Source organism: Thiosocius teredinicola (genome assembly GCF_002009425.1).
Lineage (GTDB): Bacteria > Pseudomonadota > Gammaproteobacteria > Chromatiales > Chromatiaceae > Thiosocius > Thiosocius teredinicola.
Window position 1 is genome coordinate 2,589,084 of record NZ_CP019936.1, and the last position, 22,636, is coordinate 2,611,719.

A 22,636-nucleotide genomic window follows, 5' to 3' on the forward strand; every position below is an offset into this window, starting at 1 on the left:
ACAATTTGTCAGAGAAAATTTCGTCAGGACATTTAATATTTACAAAAAATAATTAGCGATTCTTTCGCCACCATGTGCGCGGTTCGGCCTGGTGAATCTCACTACGGGTGCCTTATGTATTGGTTGCGATCGCGACTCAGCCGCAAGTTCATGCTCGGCACATCGGCCGGACTGCTGATCAGCTCGTTGGTTTTCCTGGTGATGTATCTCGGCCTGTACCGCAACGAGCTGTCGAACGAACGCGCCGATGCCGCAGAGCAGGTCAATCGCCTGCTGCAGACCTCGCTGGAAAACGCCATGCTCAAGCGCGACCTCGACGGTCTGCGCACGATCATCAGCCGTCTCGGGCAACAGCAACTGGTCATGCAGGTGTTCATCACCAATCCCACCGGCGAGGTGCGATTCGCCAACCTGCCCGACATGCTCGGCCGATCGATTCCCCCGCCGACGGATGTCAGCGCGCCGTCGACCCACTTCATCGCCGATGCCGAGGGACGCGATGTGTTGCGCAGCATCAACCCCGTTGCCAACCGCAGCGCATGCACGGCCTGTCACGGCCTGCCGTCGCAGCATCCGATCAACGGCATCCTTTATGTCGACTACGACGCTGTGCCGATCCGCCACAAGGCGCAACGAACCACCCTGTTGTTGATGGGCTCGGGCGCCCTGATCGTGCTGATCAACCTGGCCGGCGGCTGGTGGTTCATTCACCGCTTCATCACATCGCCGGTTGCGCAGCTCTCCCGCGCAAGCCAAGCGCTGGCGCAAGGCGATCTCAGCGCACGCACAACGCTCAAGGGGCAGGATGAACTCAGCGAGCTGGGTACCACCTTCAACAACATGGCCGGCGAGCTACAGGACAAGGTTACCGAGCTGCGCCACCAGGGCGAATTCCTGCAGGCACTGGTCGACGCCATTCCCGACGGTGTGCGCGTGATCGGCGACGACTACCGCGTGTTGCTGACCAACAGGGCCTACCGCCAGCAATGCGGCCTGGTGGACGAGGATGGCGTGGGCGATCTTTGCTATCGCATTACCCACCAGCGTAGTCAGCCCTGCCCCGCAACCTTGACGACCTGCCCGGTCGCCGAGCTGCGCGCGCGCAACGTGCCGGTCAAGGCGCTGCACCGTCATCACGATGTGGACAACAGCCCGCTCGATGTCGAGATCTACGCCGCCGCGATGACGGCGACCATCGACACCGTGCCACAGACGCTGGTGGTCGAATCGATACGCGACCTGTCGAAGCAGATCGAATATTCGCAAGAACAGAAACTGTCCGAGCTCGGCAAGCTCGCGACCGGCATTGCACACGAGATCCACAACCCGCTGGCCTCGGTTCGCCTCGCCCTCGACGCGATGCGCGAGAACACCGGCGAGAGCGAAGAGGATATCCGCGAGTTCAAGGACTACCTGAAACTGGTCGACCGCGAGGTCGACAACTGCGTCAATTTCACTGAACGGCTGCTGCGTCTGGGCATGCCACCGTCGAGCGAGCCCGACCTGGTTGCACTGAAAACGATTGTCGACGACACCCTGAGCCTGGTGCGTTGGGAGGCCGAACGCCTGCACATCGATCTGCATACTGAGGTCGCACCGGACCTGCGTGTTCTGGGCAGCGACAGCGAACTGCGCATGGTCGTGCTGAACCTGATCCAGAATGCCTTCCACGCCATGCCCGATGGCGGCGAGTTGAACGTGACGGCACGCGCCATCGACGACGCCATCGAGCTGGCCTTTGTCGACTCGGGCACCGGCATTGCACCTGAGCAGCTGCGCCTGATCTTCGACCCGTTTTACAGCCGCCGCGGTGACGGCTCACACGGTACCGGCCTGGGCCTACCGATCTCGCGTGCGATCGTCGACCACCATCACGGCGACATCCGCGTTGCCAGTGAACTCGGCTGCGGCAGCACCTTCACCGTGCGCCTGCCGAATGCCGCCAGCGTGCCGGGAGAATCCGCATGAGCCAGCAGATCCTGATCGTCGAAGACGATGCCACGCTCAATCAATTGATTACGCGGCAGCTCGCCAAGGCCGGCTATGACACCCACGGAGTTACCCTGTGGGCCGACGGACATCGCTACCTCGAGGCGCATGAACCCGCCCTGATCATCACCGATGTCCGCCTGCCCGACGGCGACAGCCTGGAACTGCTGCCGGACCTCGTCGATACCTACCCGGTGATCGTGCTGACGGCCTTCGGCTCGGTCCGCAATGCCGTCGACGCGATGAAACAGGGCGCCGCGGATTACCTGCTCAAACCGATCAGCCAGGACGAACTGCTGTTGACCGTCGGGCGCACGCTCGAAAACTCACAGCTGCGTCGCGAGAACCAGTTCTGCAAACGCCAGCTGCACGCACGCGATGCACGCAACCGCTTCCTGATCGGCGAAAGCCCGGCCATTGCCGACGTCAAGCGGACCATCGAAGCGGTAGCCGCCGACGATATCACCGTGCTGATTCAGGGCGAGAGCGGCTCCGGCAAGGAACTGGTCGCACAGGCGGTGCACAAGCACAGCCCGCGCGCCGGCCGCAGCTTCGTTACCGTCGACTGCTGCACGCTGCAGGAAAAGCTGTTCGAGTCGGAACTGTTCGGCCATGAAAAAGGCTCGTTCACCGGCGCCGACCGGCAGAAGAAAGGACTCATCGAGGTAGCCGAGGGCGGCACCCTGTTTCTCGACGAGATCGGCGAGATCGACGGCGTGATCCAGGCCAAGCTGTTGCGGGTGCTCGAGACCGGCCGCTTTCGCCGCCTGGGCGGCACCAAGGATCTCAACAGCCATGTGCGTATCGTCGCCGCGACCAATCGCGACCTGGCCGAGATGGTCGAACACGGCGATTTCCGCGCCGACCTGTATTACCGCCTGAACGCCTTCAACATCCTTGTGCCGCCTCTGCGCGATCGGCGCGAAGACATCGCGCTGCTCGCCGGACACTTCATGCGCCACCACAGCTTCTCGCGCCGCATCGAAAAACGGCTGAGCAATGCGACCATTCGCAAGCTCGTCAGCTACGACTGGCCAGGCAACATCCGCGAACTGAAGAACGTCATTGAACGCGCGATCATCCTGTCACGCGACAAGACGGTGATCGCACCCGAACACCTGGCCTTCGGCTCGGCTACGCAGCGCAACAACGCACGGATCACCATCGCCTTCGATCACAATCCGACGCTCGAAGAACTCGAGGCGGAGTACCTGTCATTGCAGCTCAAGAAATATTCGGGAAGACGTGCCGAAGTGGCCGATACGCTGGGGGTCAGCGAACGCAGCGTGTATCGGATGATCAAGCGCTACGGGCTCAACAGCGACTGAGGCAGGCTAACGGTAAAAGGCCGTCGAAACGGTGTGCCGCGCCGGGACAGACTTACCGCCTGCCCGGCGCGAGAGGCTAACGGATCAGTTGACCTTCAAGGTGCCGCCACGGCCGAGGCCGCCTTTGACATCCTGCGCTTCGTAGTTGCGCAGCGAACGCACCATGCCGTTGTAGGCATCGACGAAGGCAGCCACGGTCGCCTTACCGGCCGGCGTGGTCGAGAAGCCGCCCAGGCCACCGCCGCCGCTGCGGCCCAACGCACCGACTGCCGCACCGTAGTTGTTGGAGGTCGAGCTGCCCTCAGAGGCCGAGATCTGCACCGCCGAACGGATGTCGAACAGCGACAGGGTCACCACTGAACTCTTCATCTCCAGACCGCCGGCAATCGCACCGACCGTGCTGTTGACCAGCCCGCCGAGCACGCCGCCGACCTTGCCGACCGACGAATCGTCGATGATGATCTGTGGTTCGAGGTAGTAATCCGCAGCAACGCGCTGACCCTTCTGCTGCTTGGACCCGGCACGGTATTCACCCGAGTTGCGCTGGATATCGGTAATGCGCGACAGACGGCTGTCGGTGCGCAGGTTGCCGATCGAGGTGATGATGAAACAGTTGGATTGCTGTACCGCCAGACGGATCAGCGGTTCGACGGTCGTTACCTTGGTCTGCGAGCCGAACGCGCCATACCAGTTGGCAGCGCGGCCATCATCGACCGCCAGGGTACCGAACGGCTGATCGCAGCGTTCCAGCGAAGAATCGGCGTCGACACTGGCGCCACCTGCGGCAGAACCGGAAACCGCGGTACTGTTGGTACCCGTGGTGACACATCCTGCCAGGGCCAGACCGCAGAGTCCTGCGGCCAGACCACGCAATTTCATTCCTTTCATGATTATTGGTTCCTCCACCCTGTAACTAGAGACTTCCCGAAACCCACATTCGGCAAAGCGTATGCGGCATTGCTATTATCTGCGCCACGGCACACAAGATGTTGTGTTTGCCGATGACTTCCCAAAGGATAAGGGTGATGACGATAACGAGACAACTGTATTTGGCAATTTTCCTCGGGGTCGTGCTGGCCGGCTGCCAGTCCGAGCCGAAAAAAGACACCATGCGCGTGTGCGACAGCTCTGGCTGCTCCGATCGCCCCTCCGACTCGGCGAGCTACGATCCGTCGAGCGCCGTGCCCGACGAGGATCCCGACGGCCGCATCGCCGCATTGGAAGACCTGGCACGCCAGGATCCGCGTGCCGCATACGATCTGGGCCTGCGCTTCTTCCGCGGCGACGGCGTGCGCCAGGACAGCTATCGTGCCTTGCAGTGGATGCGCGACGCCGCAGAACGCGGCGATCTCGACGCACAGAAGGCGGTCGGACGCCTCTACCTGACCGGGCTCGAAGAAATGGGCTCAGACCCGCGCGAAGCCGAAAAATGGCTGACGATTGCTGCCGGTCGCGGCGACAAGGAAGCGGCCACGCTGCTGCGCGAAGCTACGGCAGCCCGCCAGAACGAAGACGCCTGGTACCGCTGGCGCAGCCACTGGCAGCCGGTGTTTTACCGTTACTGGTACACCGGTTATCCCTACCACTGGCACTGGCGGCACGGTAGCTGGTACTACCGCTACTGAGACAATCCGGCGCGACGATGAGCGAACGGAGCGGCGGCCGATAGCGTCGCCGCTTCTGGCGCTCGGGTGTACCATGTGAGCAGCACCGGATTGGGAGGATCCCCATCATGCAGGTCGTCGAGAGCCAGATCTATGAAGGTGAAGTCTCCGCCCTGGGAGGTGAAGGGCCGGCGATGCGGTGGATAGTCGTCAGCCCGTTCGGCAAGACCCATGCGCACTCGATCGACGACCCGCGCAACCTGCACTGTATGCCGTTGGGCATCCTGCAGCGCTGTATCGACGAGGCGCGCTTGAAGCACATCGACACGCGACCGAATCACCCCGCCATCCAGCTGCAACGCGCCAAAGAGGAACGTGGCCTGCGCGATACGCACATGGGACTGCATGGCGACTTGCTCGACCTGATGCTGCGCTTCCTCAGAACGGCGGTTGCCGAGCATGCGGAATATGCCCCCTTTCTCGCCGGTGAAATCACGGCTTTGTTGGCCACCACCGAGCTTCCGGCCGACGAGATCGACACGGTACGCGCCGAGGTCGCCGAGATCATCGGGGCCAAGTAGCATGTCGCATGCACACCGCAAGGCCGGACGATTGAGCTGGCGCAAACAAGTGCGGGATGTAACCTAAGCCCAACGCGCCGGACATATACTTTTAATTGAGAGCGAGGTTGCGATCACACGCGTGATTGCGACGATCGGCTCGGGGACAACATCGTAGGATCACGATGTTGCGGCAACCAACGTCGGGTGCGCCACACCCGGGAGGTACAGAATGGGATTTCCTCTTATCCCGTTTGCAGCCGGCATGGCCCTTGGTGCGCTTGCTACCTACGGTTCGCGTGACGAGACCGTACAAAAAGAGGTAAAAAGTGCTGCCGAGCGTATCTCGTCAAGAGCCGCCTGGCTGTATGGCTCTGCAATGTCGGGAGTAACAGGCCTCTTCGGTCTGGGCACCGACAAGAAGACCACAGCCAAGGCCAAACGGACTCGGACGAAAGCTGCGGAGGAGGCACCGACCGCCAAAGCAGCGCCTGCCAAACGCACACGTGCAAAGCGGACTGCAACGGCAACCAAGAAAGGGACCACGACGCGCGCTCGCAAGTCGACCAAAGTCGCTGCTTGAGTCGCTCGTGGATTGAACAACACGTACCGGGCGCCGGAAACGGCGCCCTCTATGTTTTATGAGCCAGATCCATATCAGCCACCCACACGGCGTCAGCCAGCAAAAAGCCTCCAAACTGATCAAGAAGTTCGTCGATGATCTCGAACACGAATACGACTTCGAAGGCGAATGGGAGGGTCACGAACTGTTGCTGACGCGTACCGGCGCCAAGGGTACGGTGCGGGTACTCGACGATGTGATCGAAGTCGATGTGAAACTCGGCGTGCTGCTCAAACCGCTGAGCAAGAAAATCGAGCACCGCATCCTCGCCCAGCTCGACGAATTGTTCCCCAGCGAAACCGCCTGAACACCGCCGTTTAGTGCTCGGCGGCCAACGCCTCGTAACGCGCTTTCACCACATCGGTGCCGTACAGGCGTTCCAGGCGGCGCACTGCGAAGTGGCTGCGTGCCATCTCCTGAAAGTGGCGGATGAAGATCGCATTGACCGTGGCTGCACCCGCGGCACCGACGATCGGCACCATCTGCGCTGCAACCTTGTGCGAAAGATTGACGCCGAAGCGTGAAGCCACCGCACGGACCACGCTGGCCAGTACCGGTGCACTCGCCGTACCGTGGCCAGCAAGCTGCTCTATTGCCGAGGACACGCTGGTGGCCAACGCAAAACGTACACCGTAGTAGCCGGTTTCGGCGGCATCGTCTGACGTGGCCCGACCGCCCAACGCAAACACCTGAACGCAGGCCATGCGCGTTTCGAGCGAGTGCACGTCTTCACCTTCGCGCCTCGCCACCTCGGCGATCGCGCGCAGCATGATACCGGTGCTGATCGGCAGCTCGACCGCCAATCCGGGCAGACCGAACAGACCGCCGGCCGCACCCGAGGCCATGCCGAACAGGTTGTATACCACGTCGCGCGATTTGGGCGTCGGGGTGTCATCCATCGGTGCTATCGCAATCTGCAACGCATTGCCGATCGCGCGTTCCGCCGCTTCATGCAGGCGCAGATACCACTTGCGTGGCAGCAGCTGCAGCGCCATTTCGATCGGCGTGCCGACCACGCTGCTCAACCGCGCCGCAAGGCTGGGGTGTTCCAGATGGCGCACCGCTTCGCGCAGCACGGCGAGATCCGTGGCAGAAAGTGTCGTCTGGGGAAGCGTCACGAGGGTCGGTTTGCGCGTATTCATTGCGTGATTTCCCTTGTCCGGAAGCGACAATCTACAGCCTGTATCGCCGCTCGTCGCTGATCTTATTTCTGTCACAAATACATCATAAACTGGCGCCTATTGCGGCGGGTCATTGACCAGCCGTTCGGCTATTCCACTGACCTCTACCCCGCTATTCGGGTTCAGAATGCGCTATCCGCCGATGACGAAGTTCCTCACGCACCGGTTCGAGACGCCCCACTTCACGCCCGACGAAATACCCCAGGGCCAGCAACCCGGCGCCGACACCCAACAGCGCCACAATGCGTATCGCAAACATCACCGCGCTCTCCTCACTTTGCAGGGGACACGCCCCTATCCTTTTCATAGCACAGGCGCGATCCGGCATGAACTGTCATGCGGCAAGTCGAAGGCAGAATACTGAATGCAGGCCTGGTTGCCTTTTCTCGTCTGTGTGCTGCTGATCGGTGTTTCCGGCGTCTACCTGACGCGCTATGGCGACGCCATCGCCGACAAGACTGGGATCGGTGGCGGCTGGATCGGCCTGATCCTGCTCGCCACGGTCACCTCGTTGCCCGAACTGGCCGCCGGCATCAGCGCGGTCACGATGGCGCACGTACCCGATGTGGCTGTCGGCGACGTGGTCGGCAGCTGCGTATTCAATCTGTTGATCTTGGCGTTGGTCGATTTCTTCAAGCGCGGCGAACCGCTGTATGCCTCGGTCGGACCCGAGCATGTACTCAGCGCCGGCTTCAGTGTGCTGACCCTCGGCGTTGCCGGCACCGGGCTGGCGCTCAGCCATATCGGCATGCCGATCATGCTCGGGCCGATCGGCGCGCCGACCCTGACGCTGTTGCTGCTGTACCTGGCATCGATGGCGACCCTGCATCGCTACCAAAAGACGCATGTGGTCAACTTCACGTCGGAGGAACCCGACGCCTTCCCCGAGCTATCGTTGCGACAGGTTGCCTGGCGCTATGCGGCAGCAGCCGCGGTGGTCGTCGTCAGCGGCATCTGGCTGCCCTACGTGACCGCAGACATCGCCGCGCAGATGGGTTGGCACGAGGGATTCGCCGGCACACTGTTTGCCGCTTTCGCCACCTCGCTACCTGAGCTGGTGGTCACCATGGCGGCGCTGCGCCTGGGCGCCATCGATATGGCGGTCGGCAATCTGTTGGGCAGCAACCTATTCAATATGGTGGTGCTGGCCGTCGACGATCTGTTGTATGAACCGGGCTCCTTGTTGGCCGATGTGACGCCGGTCCACCTGGTTACCACGCTGTTTGCGCTTACCATGACAGGTACTGCGCTGGTAGCCTTGTATTATCGGTCGAGGCGACGTTGGTGGTCGCGCGCAGACTGGCCGAGCATTCTGCTGGTGGCGTTGTACATGGCGAACGCAGCGCTGGTTTATCTCGCCACTTCGGCGGCATGAGTCTTTGACCTTGGGAGATGCGACATGGCGATAGGCGATCTCGGCAAAACGGAACTGGCGAAAGGCGTTGCACTCGGAGCCGGCCTCGCGCTGTTGGTACCCCTGGCGGTCGTTACCCTCGCACCGTTGGCTCGGCCGGTGCTGCGCCAAGCGCTCAAGAGCGGCATGCTGGCCTATGAAAAAGGACGCGAGTTCATCGACGAGATGAGCGAGACGTTCGAAGATACCGCTGCCGAAGTGCAGGCGGAACTGCGCGAGGCGCGTGCACGGGCCGCAACCGCTGAGCCGATCGAGACCGGCAGCGAAACCCCGCCTGACGAAACGGAGCAACGCGCTTGAGCGACACTGCCTGGATCGTTCACCAGCTGGCCGGCCGGGTGCGCCTGCGCCTGCCGCACCGGCGCAAGGACGTTGCGTTCTTTCAACAGGCGATCGAACACCTCGACGCGCTGCCCGGCCTCGAGCGCGCCAAGGCGAATCCTGCCACCGGCAGCCTGCTGGTGGAGTTCGACGAAGATTCCGAGGTATTCACCAGCCTGGAAACCTATCTGCGTGCGCAGGACATCGACATCGACTACGGCGATCCACCGATGGCGGCCGCGCGGCCAACGATTAAACAGGGAATCAAGCAGGTCGACGACTATATCGGGCTGCTTTCAGAGCAGGCCACCGATCTGCGCAGCATTGGTGTGCTGTTCTTTCTCGCTTTGAGTGTCTTGCAGATGGCGCGCGGCCAGATCCTCGCACCTGCATCGACCTTGCTGTGGTACGCGCTCTACCTGTTGAACGGTTCAGACAACGCGCCGTCAGGCGATTGAATCGGCGACGTCTACCCGCTCCCAGGGAGCATCCAGATCGATCCTGCCCATGTGTCCGTACACCGCAAGCGCCCGGTAAAAGCCTGGCCTGTGCAGCGGCAGACGTTGCAAATCGAAGCGTTTGGCGATCGCCGCCGGGCGAAAATCCAACACCTCCGACAGGCGCCGACTGATCTCAGCATCGTCCACGACACCGGTTCCATAGGTGTGCACCCTGACGCTGGCCGGCGACGCCCGACCTACGGTGTAGCTGATCTGGACCTCACAGTGTCTTGCCAGTCGGGCCGCGACAACCTGCTTGGCGGCATGGCGCGCGGCGTAGGCCCCGCTGCGATCGATGCGCAAGGGATCCTTGCCGGACAGTGCCGCGCCACTATGCCGCGAATATTCGCCGTAGGTGTCGATGGCATTTTTGCGACCGGTCAGTCCGGCATGGACCACCGGGCCGCCGCCGATCAGCACGCCTTCCGGGTTGATGTACAACTGCGTATCGTCATCCTGCTTCAACGCCTGGTCGTGCAGGCACACCAGCACCTTGTCGGTCAGCAACTCGCGCAGCTGCGCCGGTGTCGGTTGCTCGGCTGTGCGTTGCGCCGTCAGGAACGTGATCGAATGGATGCGTCGCGGCGCCCTGTCGGCATACTCGACACCCACCTGTACCTTGGCATCGCGCCCCAGCGATTCGAGTTGACCGGCACACACGGCACTGTCGAGGGCACGCGCCAACAGGTGCGCCAGAGAGATCGGCAACGGCATCAGGCTCGGCGTTTCGTCGCACGCGTATCCGAACACCGTGGCCGGCTGAGAGGCGACCACGTCATCGACATCGCCGTTCTCGAGGTCGCGGACGTCGATCCGCGGGTGCCGCTCATTCGGTAGCGCGTACTGGCTGAGCATCACGGTGCAGTCATCGGCGTTGAACTCACCTTCGCGGTAACCGGCTTCGGCAACAATCTCGCGCGCCACGCCGGTCAGGTCGACGTTGGTCGACGAATTGGCGCGTGCCGACAGGAACAACACACCGCCGGACACCGCGGCCTCGGCGATGATGCGTGAGCCGGGGTCGCCCGTGAGGTAGGCATCGACGATGGCGTCGCTGATCTGGTCGCACAGTTTGTCCGGATGACCGGCGGTGACCGATTCAGAGGTGAAGAGAAACGGCGTGTTCATACCAACTCCTTGTTGTTGTCGACGGTCGGTTTGGCCATTTCGTTGATCAGATACGGCACCACGGAACCGGCCGCGACAACGCCCAGGTCAAGCAGCGACAATGGCGTGGTACCGAGCAGGCGACGCAACGGCGGCAATGCGATGCTCGCGGCCTGCAAGACCAACGACCCACCCACGGCCGCATCCAGATAGCGGTTGCGCGGGTGCGCCTTACCGGTGGCCAGACGGCGATCGTTGCTGCGGCATACATAGGCATGCAGCAATTGCCCAGTCGTCAGGGTATTGAACGCCAGCGCGCCGGCATGCGCGCCCGGGCCGTAGCGCCAGCGACCGAACGCAAAGGCCGCCATGGCCCCTGCAGTGATCACACCCGATTCGAGCGCCATGCGTCCCAGGTCACGATGGCGCACGACCGGTTCCTTCGGGTCGCGGGGGCGATGCTGCATCAGGTCGGGCTCCGGTGTTTCCATCGACAGCGCCAACCCCGGAAAGATGTCGCTGAGCAGATTGATCCACAACAGTTGCATCGGTGTCAGTGGCTGGCCAAGGCCGAGACTCACGCCGGCGAACATCACCTCGATCTCGCTGAAGTTGGTCGCCAGCAGGAAATGGATCGTCTTGCGGATGTTGGCGTAGATGCTGCGGCCGTGGCGCACCGCAGTGATCAGGGTTTCGAGGTTGTCGTCTTCGAGCACCACGTCCGATACCTGACGGGCCACGTCCGTGCCGCCGGCACCGAGCGCGATGCCGATATCCGCCGCCTTGAGCGCCGGCCCGTCGTTGATGCCGTCGCCGGTCATCGCGACCACGTGACCGGACTTTTGCAAGGCCTGAACGATCTTCAACTTATGCGCCGGGCTGACGCGGGCGAATACGTGCACGTTGCGACTCAGACCCGCCATCAGCTCGGGATCGAGCTTGTCGAGCGCCTGGGAATCGAGGATCTGCAGCGGCCTGCCGTTCGACAGGCCCAACTGGCGTCCGATCGCGAGCGCCGTCGCGGATTGATCGCCGGTGATCATCACCGTCTCGATGCCGGCGGCATGAAACGCCGCCATCAGCTCCGGCATCTTGCTGCGCAGCGGGTCGGCCAGGCCGACCAGGCCAAGCCAGGTAAGGCCATGTGCATCCGCGTCGCGTTCACCGTCACCATCGCGCATCGCCACACCGAGCACGCGCAGTGCATCGGCCGCCATGCGCTGGTTGGCCATCAATACCGCATCACGCACGTCGTCATCGATCGCCAACCGCCGTCCGGCGAGCAACACATGGCTGCAGCGTGCCAGCACCTCGGTGGGACTGCCCTTGACGGCCACCAGGTGGCGACCGTCACCGGTCTCGTGCAGGGTGCTCATCAGCGGCCGGTCTTCGGCACGCGGGCGCAACTCAAGACGTGGATAGGCCTGGCGCAGCGCACGTACATCCAGCCCCGCCGCCAACGCCGCCTCGACCAGTGCCTGCTCGGTCGGCGAACCGGTCACGACATCGTCGGTCGCCACGTCGGCCTCGCTGCACAGGCTCACGACCTGCAACAGGTGTTGTAGCGTCGGCCGGTCGATGGCGACCGCCGCCTGCTGCCGGTCGCCGCTCAGGCCTTCATCTTCTGCCGCCAGGATTTCACCATCGACAAACACCGAGACCAACGACATGTGGTTGCGCGTCAGGGTGCCGGTCTTGTCGAGGCACACGGTCTGTACTGAGCCCAGGGTTTCGACGGCATTGAGTTGGCGCACCGCCACTTTGTGGCGCTGCATCTCGCGGATACCCAGGGCGAGCGTCGAGGTGGCCACTGCGGGCAACCCCTCGGGCACCGCGGCCACCGCCAACGATACCGACGATTTGAGCATTTCGATCACACTGTAGCCACGCAGCAGGCCGACACCGAATACGCCGGCGCAGATACCGGCCGACAACAGGCCGAGCTGCGTGCCCAGCCCGTCGAGCTGGCGTTCGAGCGGTGTGTCCGGTGCGACCGCCGCATTCACCAGCGACTGGATCTTGCCCAGTTCCGTCTGTCGTCCGGTGTTGACGACGATGCCGACGCCATCGCCGCCGGTCACCGTTGTCCCCATGTGCACCATGTTCAAACGATCGCCGAGCGGCGTATCGCCGGCATGAACCTCGGTATGCATCTTCGTCACCGGCATGCTCTCGCCGGTCAGCGCTGATTCATCGAGCGTCAGCCGACGCGTCGCGATCAGGCGCGCATCCGCAGCGACATAGCTGCCCGGGTTGAGCAGCAGGATATCGCCCGGCACGATGCCCTCGACACCGATCCGCAGGCGCTCGCCATCGCGCATCACGAGTGCGTGGCGCGGGCCGCTGCGCGACAGGGCCGCGATCGTCTTCTCCGCCTGGCGCTCGGTCGCATAACCGATCGCCGCATTGATCAGTACCACCCCGACGATCACCGCCGCATCAACCAGGCCGCCGGTCGCGACCGAGATCGCTGCCGAGATGCCGAGCAGGCCGACCGGCAGGCTGGCGAACTGCTCAACAATCACTTCGAGCGCAGAGCGCGTCTTGGCGTCTTCCAGGCTGTTGGCGCCCCACTGGCGCAGCCGCCAACGCACATCGTCGCCATCCAGTCCCGCGTCGGGACTCACCACCAGGCGCTCGATAACCGCCTCACGCTCGAGTGCATGCCATTCGACCGGTGCAGATGCCGGTGCTGCCGTTGCTACGGCGGGCGTCTCGGCCGCAGCGAACCCCGTGTCGTTCGCTGGCGTAGCGTTGTCTTCGAGTACGCAACCAGTATGCGCTGCGACGAACGCCAGCAATTGGTCAGCGTTCATCCAGTCATGCAACACGAGCAAGAGACTGCCGGTGCGTGTCTTTGCCTCAACGTGTTCGATCTCCCGGCGCCCAGCCAGTGCCGTTTCAATCGATGCGATAAGGCGTGGGTTGCGATACAGCGTCGGGACATCCAGGCGCAATCGACGGCTGCACGACTCCCGGCGCCGAATGCGCATCACAGGTTTCGCGCGACCACCACCGACAGAGCATGGATTCGTCATGACTAAAGGGTTCGTCACACAAGAGACTGGACGGGCAACAGGCGGTGTCGACGTAGTTCGACCAGCCGTGCCATCGAAACCACGTTACCACTCCCACCCCCTGTCATGTGTTTCAGCGTTGGCAGATTCGCCCCGGTGATCACGAGTCTTTTGAGTTGGCGCAAAGCGCCTCGACCAACAGTACGTCGCTCATGCTGCGCGCCGTGCTTATCGCCGGTTCCGATTCGATGGTGCAGATCGGCTTGGCCGTCAGGACCGACAGACGCGGGGCGACGTAAATCACTGCCGGCGGATAGCTGAAAAAACGTTCAACAATAGTAAAGGAGTTTTTATCCTTTACCTTATATATCCAGCCATTACAGTCCGGAAGGCAAATACACAAAAGCATACGGATTGCTAACCTTCCTTAACTCGAAAGAAGTATAAAGACGATCAATCTCTTCGATTGCTCGCATGCCCGTCTGCGGCATCTGCCGCCCGGGTGCCAACACCGTAGATTTCGACTACACAAAACAAGCCACTGTTTTTCCGCATTTTTATTTCCGCCAGATCCGTCATTTGTGACGCTGGCGGAAGTCGTTGTCAGAAATGACGTAGTCAATTTTTGTAAATATGAAACGCCCGACACTTTCTATGTGATCGAATTCAACCGAAATAGGGAACATGTGACACATGTCATAATAATGCGCGATGAGTAATGTAAATATCCGCGCCGCGATCGGCTTCACATAGCCACAACAAAACAAGGAGCTTCGGTGCGGTTTCCCGCCGCGCCACCGCAAGGATGCAAACTGTGTTACGTCTGTTTGAGTGCACTTGGTGTAGGCACCGGGTCGGCATTGTCGTGCTGACGGCTTGGCTGCTGGGTTACTCCCCCGCCGTCTTCAGCCTGACGACTGAATACGATGCTTTGATCGAGCGAGCACGTGGTGGCGACTACCAGCCGGCCCTCGACTACCTGCTCTCGACGCGAGGCGACGAGGTCCGCGTCCGCTACCTCAGCGACCACTTGATCATTGCCAACTGGGCCGGCAACGATGCCGAAGCCGTCGCCCTCTACGAGCAGGCAGACCATCTGCCGATTTCGATGGATGCCCTTGCTGCGGTGGGTCGCTCGTATCGCAACCTGCGTGACTGGCCAGGGGCCATCGCCGTCTTTCGCGAGGGGCTGAAACGTCGCCCCCGATCTGCCGAACTTCGCGCCGGGTTGATGCTGGCACTCAGCGACGCCGGGCGTCACCGCGAAGCCGTTGAACTCGGGCGATCCTGGGTATCTCCGCAAACCACCCAGGCCTCTTTGTTCGTCGCGCTCGGCTATGCCCATCGCCGAGGCGGCGAACCTTATGCCGCGCTGTTCGCCTTCGACCGGGCGTATTCGCTGGCGCCGGAAGACGAAAGGATTCGAGAGCACTATGTGCTGGCGTTGCAGCAGGCCGGCCTTCCCGCGGCCGCCCTCGCCCACGTCGATGCACACACATCCAAGTTCGGCGACCCCCGGTATCGACGCCTGCAGGCCGACCTGCTTGCCGAATGCGTCCGCTTGGCAGTAACCACGACACGTCGCGAGGACGAGCGCTTCCTGCTCGCCGACCGGGCACTGGCGTTGTCGCTACGACTGCTCGATGGATTCGGTGATCACCCCGATACGGCGCAGGACAGCATTCGGGTGCGTATCGATCGGCTCGGTGCACTGCATGCGCGCCAGCTGATGCAGCCGGTCATCGACGAGTACCGTTTGCTGCGCCAGGACGGCATCGACGTACCACCGTATGCCCGGCGCTGGGTAGCGTCTGCAATGCTCTACCGCAGACAGCCGGTACTCGCCGCCGAGTTGTATGAATCGCTGTTGCAGCAGCCGAGCGCCGATGACGCCCAGCGCCTCGCAGATCAGCAAGGCCTATTCTACGCGCGCCTTGAAAACCAGCGGTACGACGGATTGATGGCATCGGCGAACGCCATGGCGGATGGGCAAGCAGCGCGCCTGCCCGTTCCCGGATTGCGCAACGGCCGACCGAACAACGCGTGGCTCGACGCGCAGGTGATGAAAGCCAGCACCCATCTTTACCTGAACGACACGCCGGCCGCGCAAGCCGCCTACGAGTCACTGATCGCACGCGCACCGAACAATTCTCAGATCCGTATCGGCCTTGCCCAGATCTACCGCGCGCGCGGTTGGCCACGGCGTGCCGAAGGTGAACTCAAGATTGCCGAGAGTGCCGAACCGACGGCGATCAGTGTCGAGGTACAACAGGCCTATACGGCATTCGAACTGCAGGAATGGCGACAGTTCGACCTGCTGACGGCCGACGTCGTAGCCCGCTATCCAGAAAGTCTCGCCGTCCAGCGCCTCGATTACCTGCGCGAGGTGCACCAATCGGCCGAACTGCGCATCAACGGTTACGCCGGCGAGAGCAAAGGCAGCACGGTTAACGCCAGCGGCGACTTCGGTATCGATGCCTTGCTCTATTCGCCACCGGTGGATGACGGCTTCCGGCTGTTTGCCGGCGCCGGCTATGCGCAGGGCAAGTTCACCGAAGGCCAAGGCCGTCATCGGTGGCAACGTGCCGGCATCGAATGGCGTTCGCGTGACGTCACGCTGCAAGGCGATGTTTCGCACCACGACTTCGGACACGGCGACCGGACCGGGTGGCAGCTGTCGGGTGTCCACGATATCGACGACCAGTGGCGCTGGGGTTGGTCGGTGGCCGGCCTGTCGGACGACACGCCACTACGTGCGCTCAATGCCGATATCGACGCCGATGGCGCCAACCTGTTCGTCCGCTGGCGGCAACATGATCGGCGCGAGGTCGTTCTGTCTGTCCAGGGGCTCGACTTCAGCGACGGTAACCGGCGCCGAGGCTTGATCCTCAATGGCACCCAACGCGCCTTCACAACGCCCACGTCCCAGATCGACATCGGCCTCGAGGTCTCGGCGAGTCGCAACAGCGGAGAGCGCGGCGCCATCTACTTCAATCCCCGCCGTGATCTGTTCGTCCTGCCCAGCGTGACCTGGTCGCACACACTCGACCGCGACTACAAGACCGCCTGGAACCAACAGCTGCGCATCGGCGCCGGCATCTATGAGCAGCGTGACTACGACACCGGCGAGGTCCGCTACCTCAGCTACGGCCAGCGCTGGAGCCACGACGACAAGGTCGACGGCGGAGTAACGCTCACTGCCCTGCGGCGGCCGTACGACGGCGAGCAGGAAACCGACTACCGCCTGACCTTCGACCTCAACCTGAGATTCTAGGCCGCCGCCGATGCACAGATACCTTCCAAGAATTCTCGCACTGATTTCGCTGTCGCTGCTTGCGGCCTGCGCCCAGACGCCCGTGCCTTTCGTGCCGCCGGACCAGCGCATCCGCCCGAGCTCTGAATCGCCTTGGCCGGAAGGTCGAGTACTGACACTCGCCTATCACGGCGTTGAAGACTACGAGGCCGACCAGACCTTCATGTCGGTGCGCACCGCAAACCTGATCGATCAATTCGCGCTGTTGCGCGAACAGGGCTACCAGGCGGTGTCCGTCGACCAGATACTTGCCGCACGCCAACCGCAGGGCAAGCCGCTGCCCCCGAAAGCCGTGCTGCTCAGCTTCGACGACGGCTACAGCAGTTTCTACGAACGCGTACTGCCGATACTCAAGGCCTACCAATGGCCGGCAATCCTGGCGCCGGTCGGCGCATGGATGGATACGCCGAGCGATCAGAAGGTCGACTTCGGCGGCCAGCCGGTGAACCGTCGACACTTCACGACGCGCGAGCAGATCCGCGCCATCGTCGACAGCGGCCTGGTCGAGATCGGCGCACATACCGACAACCTGCATTTCGGCGCACCGGCCAATCCGCAGGGCAGCATGCTGCCGGCGGCCGCCAACCGGTTGTATCTCGATGCACAGGGGCGCTACGAAACGCTCGCCGAATTTCGCCGTCGTCTGACCAACGACGTGGCACGCATCACCGACAAGATCACCCAGGTGACCGGCAAACCTCCGCGGGTGTGGGTGTGGCCGTACGGCGCCGCCAACGGCACCGCGTTGGAGATCGTCGAGCAACAGGGCTATCAGTTGGCCCTGACCCTGGCCGACGGGTTGAGCGATTACCGCAGCCTGCGCAACGGCGCCCGGATACTGCTGACCAACGATCCGGGCATCGAAGAGTTCTCGGCCAACATCGCCGCCGTGCAGAAAACACCGATGATCCGCGTCGCCCATGTCGACCTCGATTACATCTACGACGACGACCCGGCCCGGATGGAAGCGAATCTCGGTATCGTCGTGCAGCGCATAGCCGACCTGGGCATCAACCGGGTCTTTCTGCAGGCGTTCGCCGACCCCGATGGCGACGGTACCGTTCGCTCGCTGTACTTCCCCAACCGTCACCTGCCGATGCGCGCCGATCTGTTCAACCGGACCGCGTGGCAGCTCAAGACCCGGGCCGGCGTCGAGGTATACGCCTGGATGCCGGTACTGGCCTTCGACCTCGACGACTCCCTGCCGCGGGTCGAACGCTGGAATCCGGCGACCGGACAGCACGATATCGACCCTGACCAATATCGACGCCTGTCGCCATTCGATCCGCATGTGCGCCAACAGATCGGCGAGATCTACGAAGACCTCGCAGGCCATGCCTATTTCTACGGCCTGCTGTACCACGATGACGCCCTGCTGTCGGACTATGAAGACGTCGGCGAGGCCGCCATGCAGGCCTACCGCGCTGCTGGCCTGCCGGACGATATCGACGCCCTGCGCGGTGATCCGCAGACGCTGCACAAGTGGACGCGCTTCAAGAGCCGGTACCTGATCGATTTCACGCACGAACTGACGGCACGCGTTCACGCGGTACGCGGACCCGTAGTCAAGACGGCGCGCAACATCTTTGCCCAGCCGATCCTCAACCCGCAAAGCGAAACCTGGTTCGCGCAGAACCTTGATGACTTTCTCTCGGCCTACGATTGGACTGCGCCGATGGCGATGCCGCTGATGGAGGGTGTCGCAACCGGTCAGGCCTCGGAATGGCTGGCGGCGCTGGTCGGCGAGGTCGCCAAACGCCCCGGCGCCTTGCAACGCACCGTGTTCGAACTGCAGACCCATGACTGGCGCGGTGGCGGCGACACGCCGATCGACGCGACCGTGATCGCCGGCTGGATGCGCGATCTGCAGCGCCAGGGTGTGCGTAACTTCGGCTATTACCCGGATGACGCCTTCACCGAGCACCCATCGCTCGACGCGATCCGCCCCGTCATGTCGACCGCCTGGTTTCCGAAGCCATGATCGACCGTCTCGTTGCGCTTGCGATTCTTGCCATCGTGCTCGGCGTGCCGATCGGGGTTGCCGTGAGCCTGACCGGACAGGCGCTGGTCAACTTCGTGTTTCTCTATCCCTTGTTGATGTCGCTGCTGTGGACCTCCGGCAGCCTGTATTTCTGGTGGCATTGGGAACGTCATTGGCACTGGCGTCACGACAGACGGCAACCACAGCCGGCGATTGCCGGCGAGCCCATCGTTTCGATCCTGATTCCGTGCTTCAACGAAGGCGACAACGCAGCTGAGACCATTGCAGCCGCACTGTCGCAGCGATACGCCCACGTCGAGGTCATCGCGATCAACGACGGCTCCGGCGACAACACGGCGCAGATACTGGACACCATCGCCGCCGTCGAACCGCGTCTGCGGGTGCTGCACCTGGCCAAGAACCAGGGTAAGGCGGTTGCGTTGAGCATGGGCGCGCTCAGCGCGCGCAGCGAATACCTGGTGTGCATCGACGGCGATGCGCTGCTCGACAAAGATGCCGCTGCCTTTCTGGTGAAGGCCTTGGTCGATAACCCGACGGTCGGTGCCGTGACCGGCAATCCGCGCATACGCACCCGGTCGACCTTGATCGGGCGCGTTCAGGTCGGTGAATTCTCTTCCATCATCGGCATGATCAAGCGGACGCAACGCGTCTACGGGCGGGTGTTCACCGTGTCCGGCGTGGTAACGGCATTTCGCCGGTCGGCGCTGCATGACGTCGGCTACTGGAGCCCGGACATGATCACCGAAGACATCGATATCACCTGGAAGCTCCAGCTCAACAACTGGAAGGTGTTCTACGAACCGCGCGCCCTGTGTTGGATATTGATGCCGGAAACGCTGCGCGGCCTATGGAAACAACGCCTGCGCTGGGCACAGGGCGGCGCCGAGGTACTGCTGAAGAACTTCACCGGTGTGTGGAACTGGCGACATCGCTACATGTGGCCGCTGTTGCTCGAAAGCACGCTGTCGGCCGGTTGGGCGTTCACCTTTGCCCTGCTCGTTCTGCTGGCGTTGCTCGGACAGTTTTTCGGTATACCGGCACACCTCCAGGTAACCGGGGTGCTGCAACCGGGATTCACCGGGCTGGTGCTTGCGTGCATGTGCCTCGTGCAGTTCGCGGTCAGCCTTTTCATTGAACGCCGCTACGAGGCCAAGCTGGCCGGATCACTGTTCTGGGTGATCTGGTATCCGCTCGCCTTCTGGGTCGTCACGATGTTGACCACCGTTGTGAGCTTTCCAAAGGTGATGCTGAAGACGAGGCGTGACCGCGCCCGCTGGACAAGCCCCGACCGGGGTATCAAAAGGAGCAATTGACGATGCTGATCAAAACCCCAAGACATTGGTTTCCGAACTCGATCGACGTGGCCTTGACCTTGGCCGCATGGATCGGATTTCTTTATCTGCTGGCTCGCGGGATACGCGGTCTGCTGGTTCAGCCGGACGAGGAATTGCTCAGCGCCATCGATCTCTACATGGCAAACCACGTTCACCTGTTCTTCGACGTCGCACTCGGCATCGTCGCGCTGGTGGTGATGTGGTCCAAATATCAACAGGCACGTGGTCTACATCGAAACAGTACGGCACACAGTGCGATTGCCGACCAGCAGGCCTTGTCGTCGCGCTTTAAGGTTTCATTTTCGGTATTGGGAAACCTGCGGGCGTCTCAGATCTCGGTATTGCACAACGACGACCAGGGTAATCTGGCCGAGGTTGAATGCATGACCGAACGACAATCGCCACCAACTTCGAAGCACTGATCGACTTGCTCGGAGCAGCCCGCATCATCTGATTCTGATGCGGTGCTGCATCGTCGGTAGCCATAGGCAACACCCGTTGAACGCTCAGATCACCGGGCCTGGTTTGCCCTCTGTTTGGCCAGCAATAACCCTGTTAAGTGCAAGGACGCACCGACAAGTTACTATCCGGTCCGCCACACCGCTACCAAGTAACTTTCCGCTCGACGCCGTCCAAAAACCGCCAAATGGCCGTATATCGGCACTTTCCCGGCGTGGCGAGCTAATTGCTTTGTCTTTCAAAAAACCGCGAAAACAAATAACTACAAACGCGCCGGCGGCGACCGCGTCGTCCGTATCGTACAAGAATGATGTCGAAGCAAAACGCGCCGTTGGATTGCCACGGCAAACCCGCACCCGCTGATTGGCCACGTCGCTTTGCCCGGCTCACCTCGCGCTCCTTCCATGTGAGCAGCCCCCGAAGTTCAAGAGGAAAAATCCGATGGCTGAAGAACAGGTCACTCGTACTACCGGTCTGGCAAAAGGCGTCCTGAAGTCCAAACCCACCATCAAATCCATCTACGTCTACGAAGCCCCGATTCGCATCTGGCATTGGGTCAACGTCGTCGCCTTCACGGTGTTGTGCATCACCGGTTATCTGATCGGTTCGCCGCTGCCGTCCATCACCGGTGAAGCCTCCGACCATTTCCTGTTCGGTTACATTCGTTTCGCGCACTTCGCATCCGCCTACATCTTCGCGATCGGCTTCCTCGGACGAATCTACTGGGCATTCGTCGGCAACTACCATGCGCGCGAGATGTTCTCGGTACCCATCTTCACGTCGCTGTACTGGAAGGAAATGGTCTCGATGATCAAGTGGTACACCTTCATTCGCCCGTACCCGAACCGTTACGTCGGGCACAACCCAATCGCGCGCCTGTCGATGTTTCTCGGATTCGTGGTCATGGCGTTCTTCATGATCATCACCGGTTTCGCCATGTACGGCGAAGGCGCCCTGCCGGGCCATTTCGCCCATACGCTGTTCAGTAGCTGGGTCATTCCCCTGTTCGGTCAATCACAGGATGTGCATACCTGGCACCACCTGGGGATGTGGATCATGATCTGCTTCGTCATCCTGCACGTCTATGCAGCGATCCGCGAAGACATCATGGGGCGGCAGAGCATGCTCAGCACCATGATCAGCGGTTACCGGCTGTTCAAGGACTGACCGGCCTTCCGGCTCGGACATAGGACTGCATCATGGCGCTCAACGCAGGCGGCGAGCTCGATGAGAAAAGTACCGCCGTTTTACGATCGGCGCTGAAGCTCCATCAGGAAGACTGGGACTGGGTCGATGCGACGCAGAATGCCGATATCTGGCTGGTCGACCCAACCGTGTGCGCCGACCCGGTGGCATCCATCGACATTGCGGGGCCGGTCGTCATCGTTATTGCGCAACAGTTGCCGCCGACGATCCAGAGCAATGATCTATACCTGCTCGCACCGCCGCTACGCGGAGCGCGCCTGCTCAAGTTGCTCGATCAAATAACACCCGGCGTACATGCGCGTCGCAACGCCAGACAGGCCGCAGCCCAAGCGCCGGCAGAACCGGACCCTGCGCCACCCGATGCACCGGACGACGATAACGACGTCGCCCCATGGGTTGGGCAGAACATCATGCTGACCGGCAAGACGAACCTGTCGCGCTTCCCGGTTACCGCCGAACTGACGGTATGGTTGGAGGCAATGGCCGAAGGGCCGGTATCGTACGATGCCATGGCCGAAGACTTGGAGATGGACCGCGAGCTGCTCGACAGTGTGCTGAATGCTGTCGCCGGCAACGGCAACCTGATCGACGAACACGGATTTTCCTTGCAGCCTTACAATAAAGGCGGGAGCCTGCTCGGCAAGATGCTTGGTCGACGCAACAAGAAATAGCGGCGCGC

At 62.0% G+C, this 22,636-nt stretch carries 19 protein-coding genes; 14 read left to right on the plus strand and 5 right to left on the minus strand.

Annotation, left to right across the window (positions count from 1 at the left end; all coding sequences use genetic code 11):
* Positions 1 to 114 precede the first annotated feature (114 nt).
* Positions 115 to 1,968 (plus strand): sensor histidine kinase, encoded by a 1,854-nt coding sequence (locus tag B1781_RS12445; RefSeq protein WP_164513372.1) that lies wholly within the window; start codon positions 115 to 117, stop codon positions 1,966 to 1,968.
* The gene (locus tag B1781_RS12450) at positions 1,965 to 3,317 is read left to right on the plus strand and encodes a sigma-54-dependent transcriptional regulator (RefSeq protein WP_078119974.1); all 1,353 of its coding nucleotides are present in this window, start codon (positions 1,965 to 1,967) and stop codon (positions 3,315 to 3,317) included. The genes B1781_RS12445 and B1781_RS12450 overlap by 4 nt, the downstream gene beginning before the upstream one ends.
* 84 nt (positions 3,318 to 3,401) lie before the next feature.
* On the opposite strand, the gene B1781_RS12455 is transcribed toward B1781_RS12450, so the two are convergent.
* Positions 3,402 to 4,205, minus strand: a complete 804-nt coding sequence (locus tag B1781_RS12455; RefSeq protein WP_078119975.1) for a hypothetical protein — start codon at positions 4,203 to 4,205, stop codon at positions 3,402 to 3,404.
* 137 nt (positions 4,206 to 4,342) lie between these two features.
* On the opposite strand from B1781_RS12455, the gene B1781_RS12460 reads away from it, so the two are divergent.
* From B1781_RS12460 to B1781_RS12475, 3 genes are all read left to right on the plus strand, one after another.
* On the plus strand, positions 4,343 to 4,942 hold the full coding sequence (locus tag B1781_RS12460) for a tetratricopeptide repeat protein (protein WP_125932063.1): 600 nt from the start codon (positions 4,343 to 4,345) through the stop codon (positions 4,940 to 4,942).
* Positions 4,943 to 5,049: 107 nt separating this feature from the next.
* Positions 5,050 to 5,502, plus strand: a complete 453-nt coding sequence (locus B1781_RS12465; protein ID WP_078119976.1) for a hypothetical protein — start codon at positions 5,050 to 5,052, stop codon at positions 5,500 to 5,502.
* Positions 5,503 to 6,122: 620 nt separating this feature from the next.
* The gene (locus tag B1781_RS12475) at positions 6,123 to 6,410 is read left to right on the plus strand and encodes a polyhydroxyalkanoic acid system family protein (protein ID WP_078119978.1); all 288 of its coding nucleotides are present in this window, start codon (positions 6,123 to 6,125) and stop codon (positions 6,408 to 6,410) included.
* A 10-nt stretch (positions 6,411 to 6,420) separates the two neighbouring features.
* Here the strand turns inward: B1781_RS12475 and B1781_RS12480 are convergent, their stop codons facing one another.
* Together B1781_RS12480 and B1781_RS23195 are read right to left on the minus strand one after the other, a co-directional pair.
* On the minus strand, positions 6,421 to 7,245 hold the full coding sequence (locus B1781_RS12480; RefSeq protein WP_078119979.1) for an EcsC family protein: 825 nt from the start codon (positions 7,243 to 7,245) through the stop codon (positions 6,421 to 6,423).
* A 151-nt stretch (positions 7,246 to 7,396) separates the two neighbouring features.
* Complete coding sequence (locus tag B1781_RS23195; protein WP_164513373.1) at positions 7,397 to 7,543, minus strand: hypothetical protein; 147 nt, start codon at positions 7,541 to 7,543, stop codon at positions 7,397 to 7,399.
* A gap of 105 nt (positions 7,544 to 7,648) precedes the next feature.
* On the opposite strand from B1781_RS23195, the gene B1781_RS12490 reads away from it, so the two are divergent.
* From B1781_RS12490 to B1781_RS12500, 3 genes are read left to right on the plus strand one after another with little or no spacing between them, the layout of a single operon-like run.
* Positions 7,649 to 8,659, plus strand: a complete 1,011-nt coding sequence (locus B1781_RS12490; protein WP_078119981.1) for a sodium:calcium antiporter — start codon at positions 7,649 to 7,651, stop codon at positions 8,657 to 8,659.
* A gap of 24 nt (positions 8,660 to 8,683) precedes the next feature.
* On the plus strand, positions 8,684 to 8,998 hold the full coding sequence (locus B1781_RS12495) for a DUF5132 domain-containing protein (protein WP_078119982.1): 315 nt from the start codon (positions 8,684 to 8,686) through the stop codon (positions 8,996 to 8,998).
* Entirely contained in the window at positions 8,995 to 9,477 is a 483-nt protein-coding gene (locus tag B1781_RS12500; RefSeq protein WP_078119983.1) for an HMA2 domain-containing protein, read from the plus strand. Before B1781_RS12495 ends, B1781_RS12500 begins: the two co-directional genes overlap by 4 nt.
* On the opposite strand, the gene metK is transcribed toward B1781_RS12500, so the two are convergent.
* Positions 9,466 to 10,647, minus strand: a complete 1,182-nt coding sequence (gene metK / locus B1781_RS12505; RefSeq protein WP_078119984.1) for a methionine adenosyltransferase — start codon at positions 10,645 to 10,647, stop codon at positions 9,466 to 9,468. The genes B1781_RS12500 and metK overlap by 12 nt on opposite strands.
* A complete protein-coding gene (locus B1781_RS12510) occupies positions 10,644 to 13,583 on the minus strand; it encodes a cation-translocating P-type ATPase (RefSeq protein ID WP_164513374.1) in 2,940 nt (979 codons plus the stop codon). Before B1781_RS12510 ends, metK begins: the two co-directional genes overlap by 4 nt.
* A gap of 874 nt (positions 13,584 to 14,457) precedes the next feature.
* Between B1781_RS12510 and pgaA the strand changes: the two genes are divergently transcribed.
* The 6 genes from pgaA to B1781_RS12540 all read left to right on the plus strand — a co-directional run bounded on the left by pgaA (position 14,458) and on the right by B1781_RS12540 (position 22,628).
* On the plus strand, positions 14,458 to 16,917 hold the full coding sequence (gene pgaA / locus B1781_RS12515) for a poly-beta-1,6 N-acetyl-D-glucosamine export porin PgaA (RefSeq protein WP_164513375.1): 2,460 nt from the start codon (positions 14,458 to 14,460) through the stop codon (positions 16,915 to 16,917).
* 10 nt (positions 16,918 to 16,927) lie between these two features.
* Positions 16,928 to 18,937 (plus strand): poly-beta-1,6-N-acetyl-D-glucosamine N-deacetylase PgaB, encoded by a 2,010-nt coding sequence (gene pgaB, locus B1781_RS12520; protein ID WP_078119987.1) that lies wholly within the window; start codon positions 16,928 to 16,930, stop codon positions 18,935 to 18,937.
* Entirely contained in the window at positions 18,934 to 20,271 is a 1,338-nt protein-coding gene (pgaC, locus tag B1781_RS12525; RefSeq protein ID WP_078119988.1) for a poly-beta-1,6-N-acetyl-D-glucosamine synthase, read from the plus strand. Before pgaB ends, pgaC begins: the two co-directional genes overlap by 4 nt.
* A 2-nt stretch (positions 20,272 to 20,273) precedes the next feature.
* Positions 20,274 to 20,714 carry a poly-beta-1,6-N-acetyl-D-glucosamine biosynthesis protein PgaD gene (gene pgaD / locus B1781_RS12530; RefSeq protein WP_078119989.1) on the plus strand — a complete coding sequence of 147 codons (441 nt, stop codon included), beginning with the start codon at positions 20,274 to 20,276 and terminating at the stop codon, positions 20,712 to 20,714.
* Positions 20,715 to 21,192: 478 nt separating this feature from the next.
* Positions 21,193 to 21,918, plus strand: a complete 726-nt coding sequence (gene cybH / locus B1781_RS12535; protein WP_078119990.1) for a Ni/Fe-hydrogenase, b-type cytochrome subunit — start codon at positions 21,193 to 21,195, stop codon at positions 21,916 to 21,918.
* A 32-nt stretch (positions 21,919 to 21,950) separates the two neighbouring features.
* Complete coding sequence (locus B1781_RS12540) at positions 21,951 to 22,628, plus strand: hypothetical protein (protein WP_078119991.1); 678 nt, start codon at positions 21,951 to 21,953, stop codon at positions 22,626 to 22,628.
* Positions 22,629 to 22,636 lie beyond the last annotated feature (8 nt).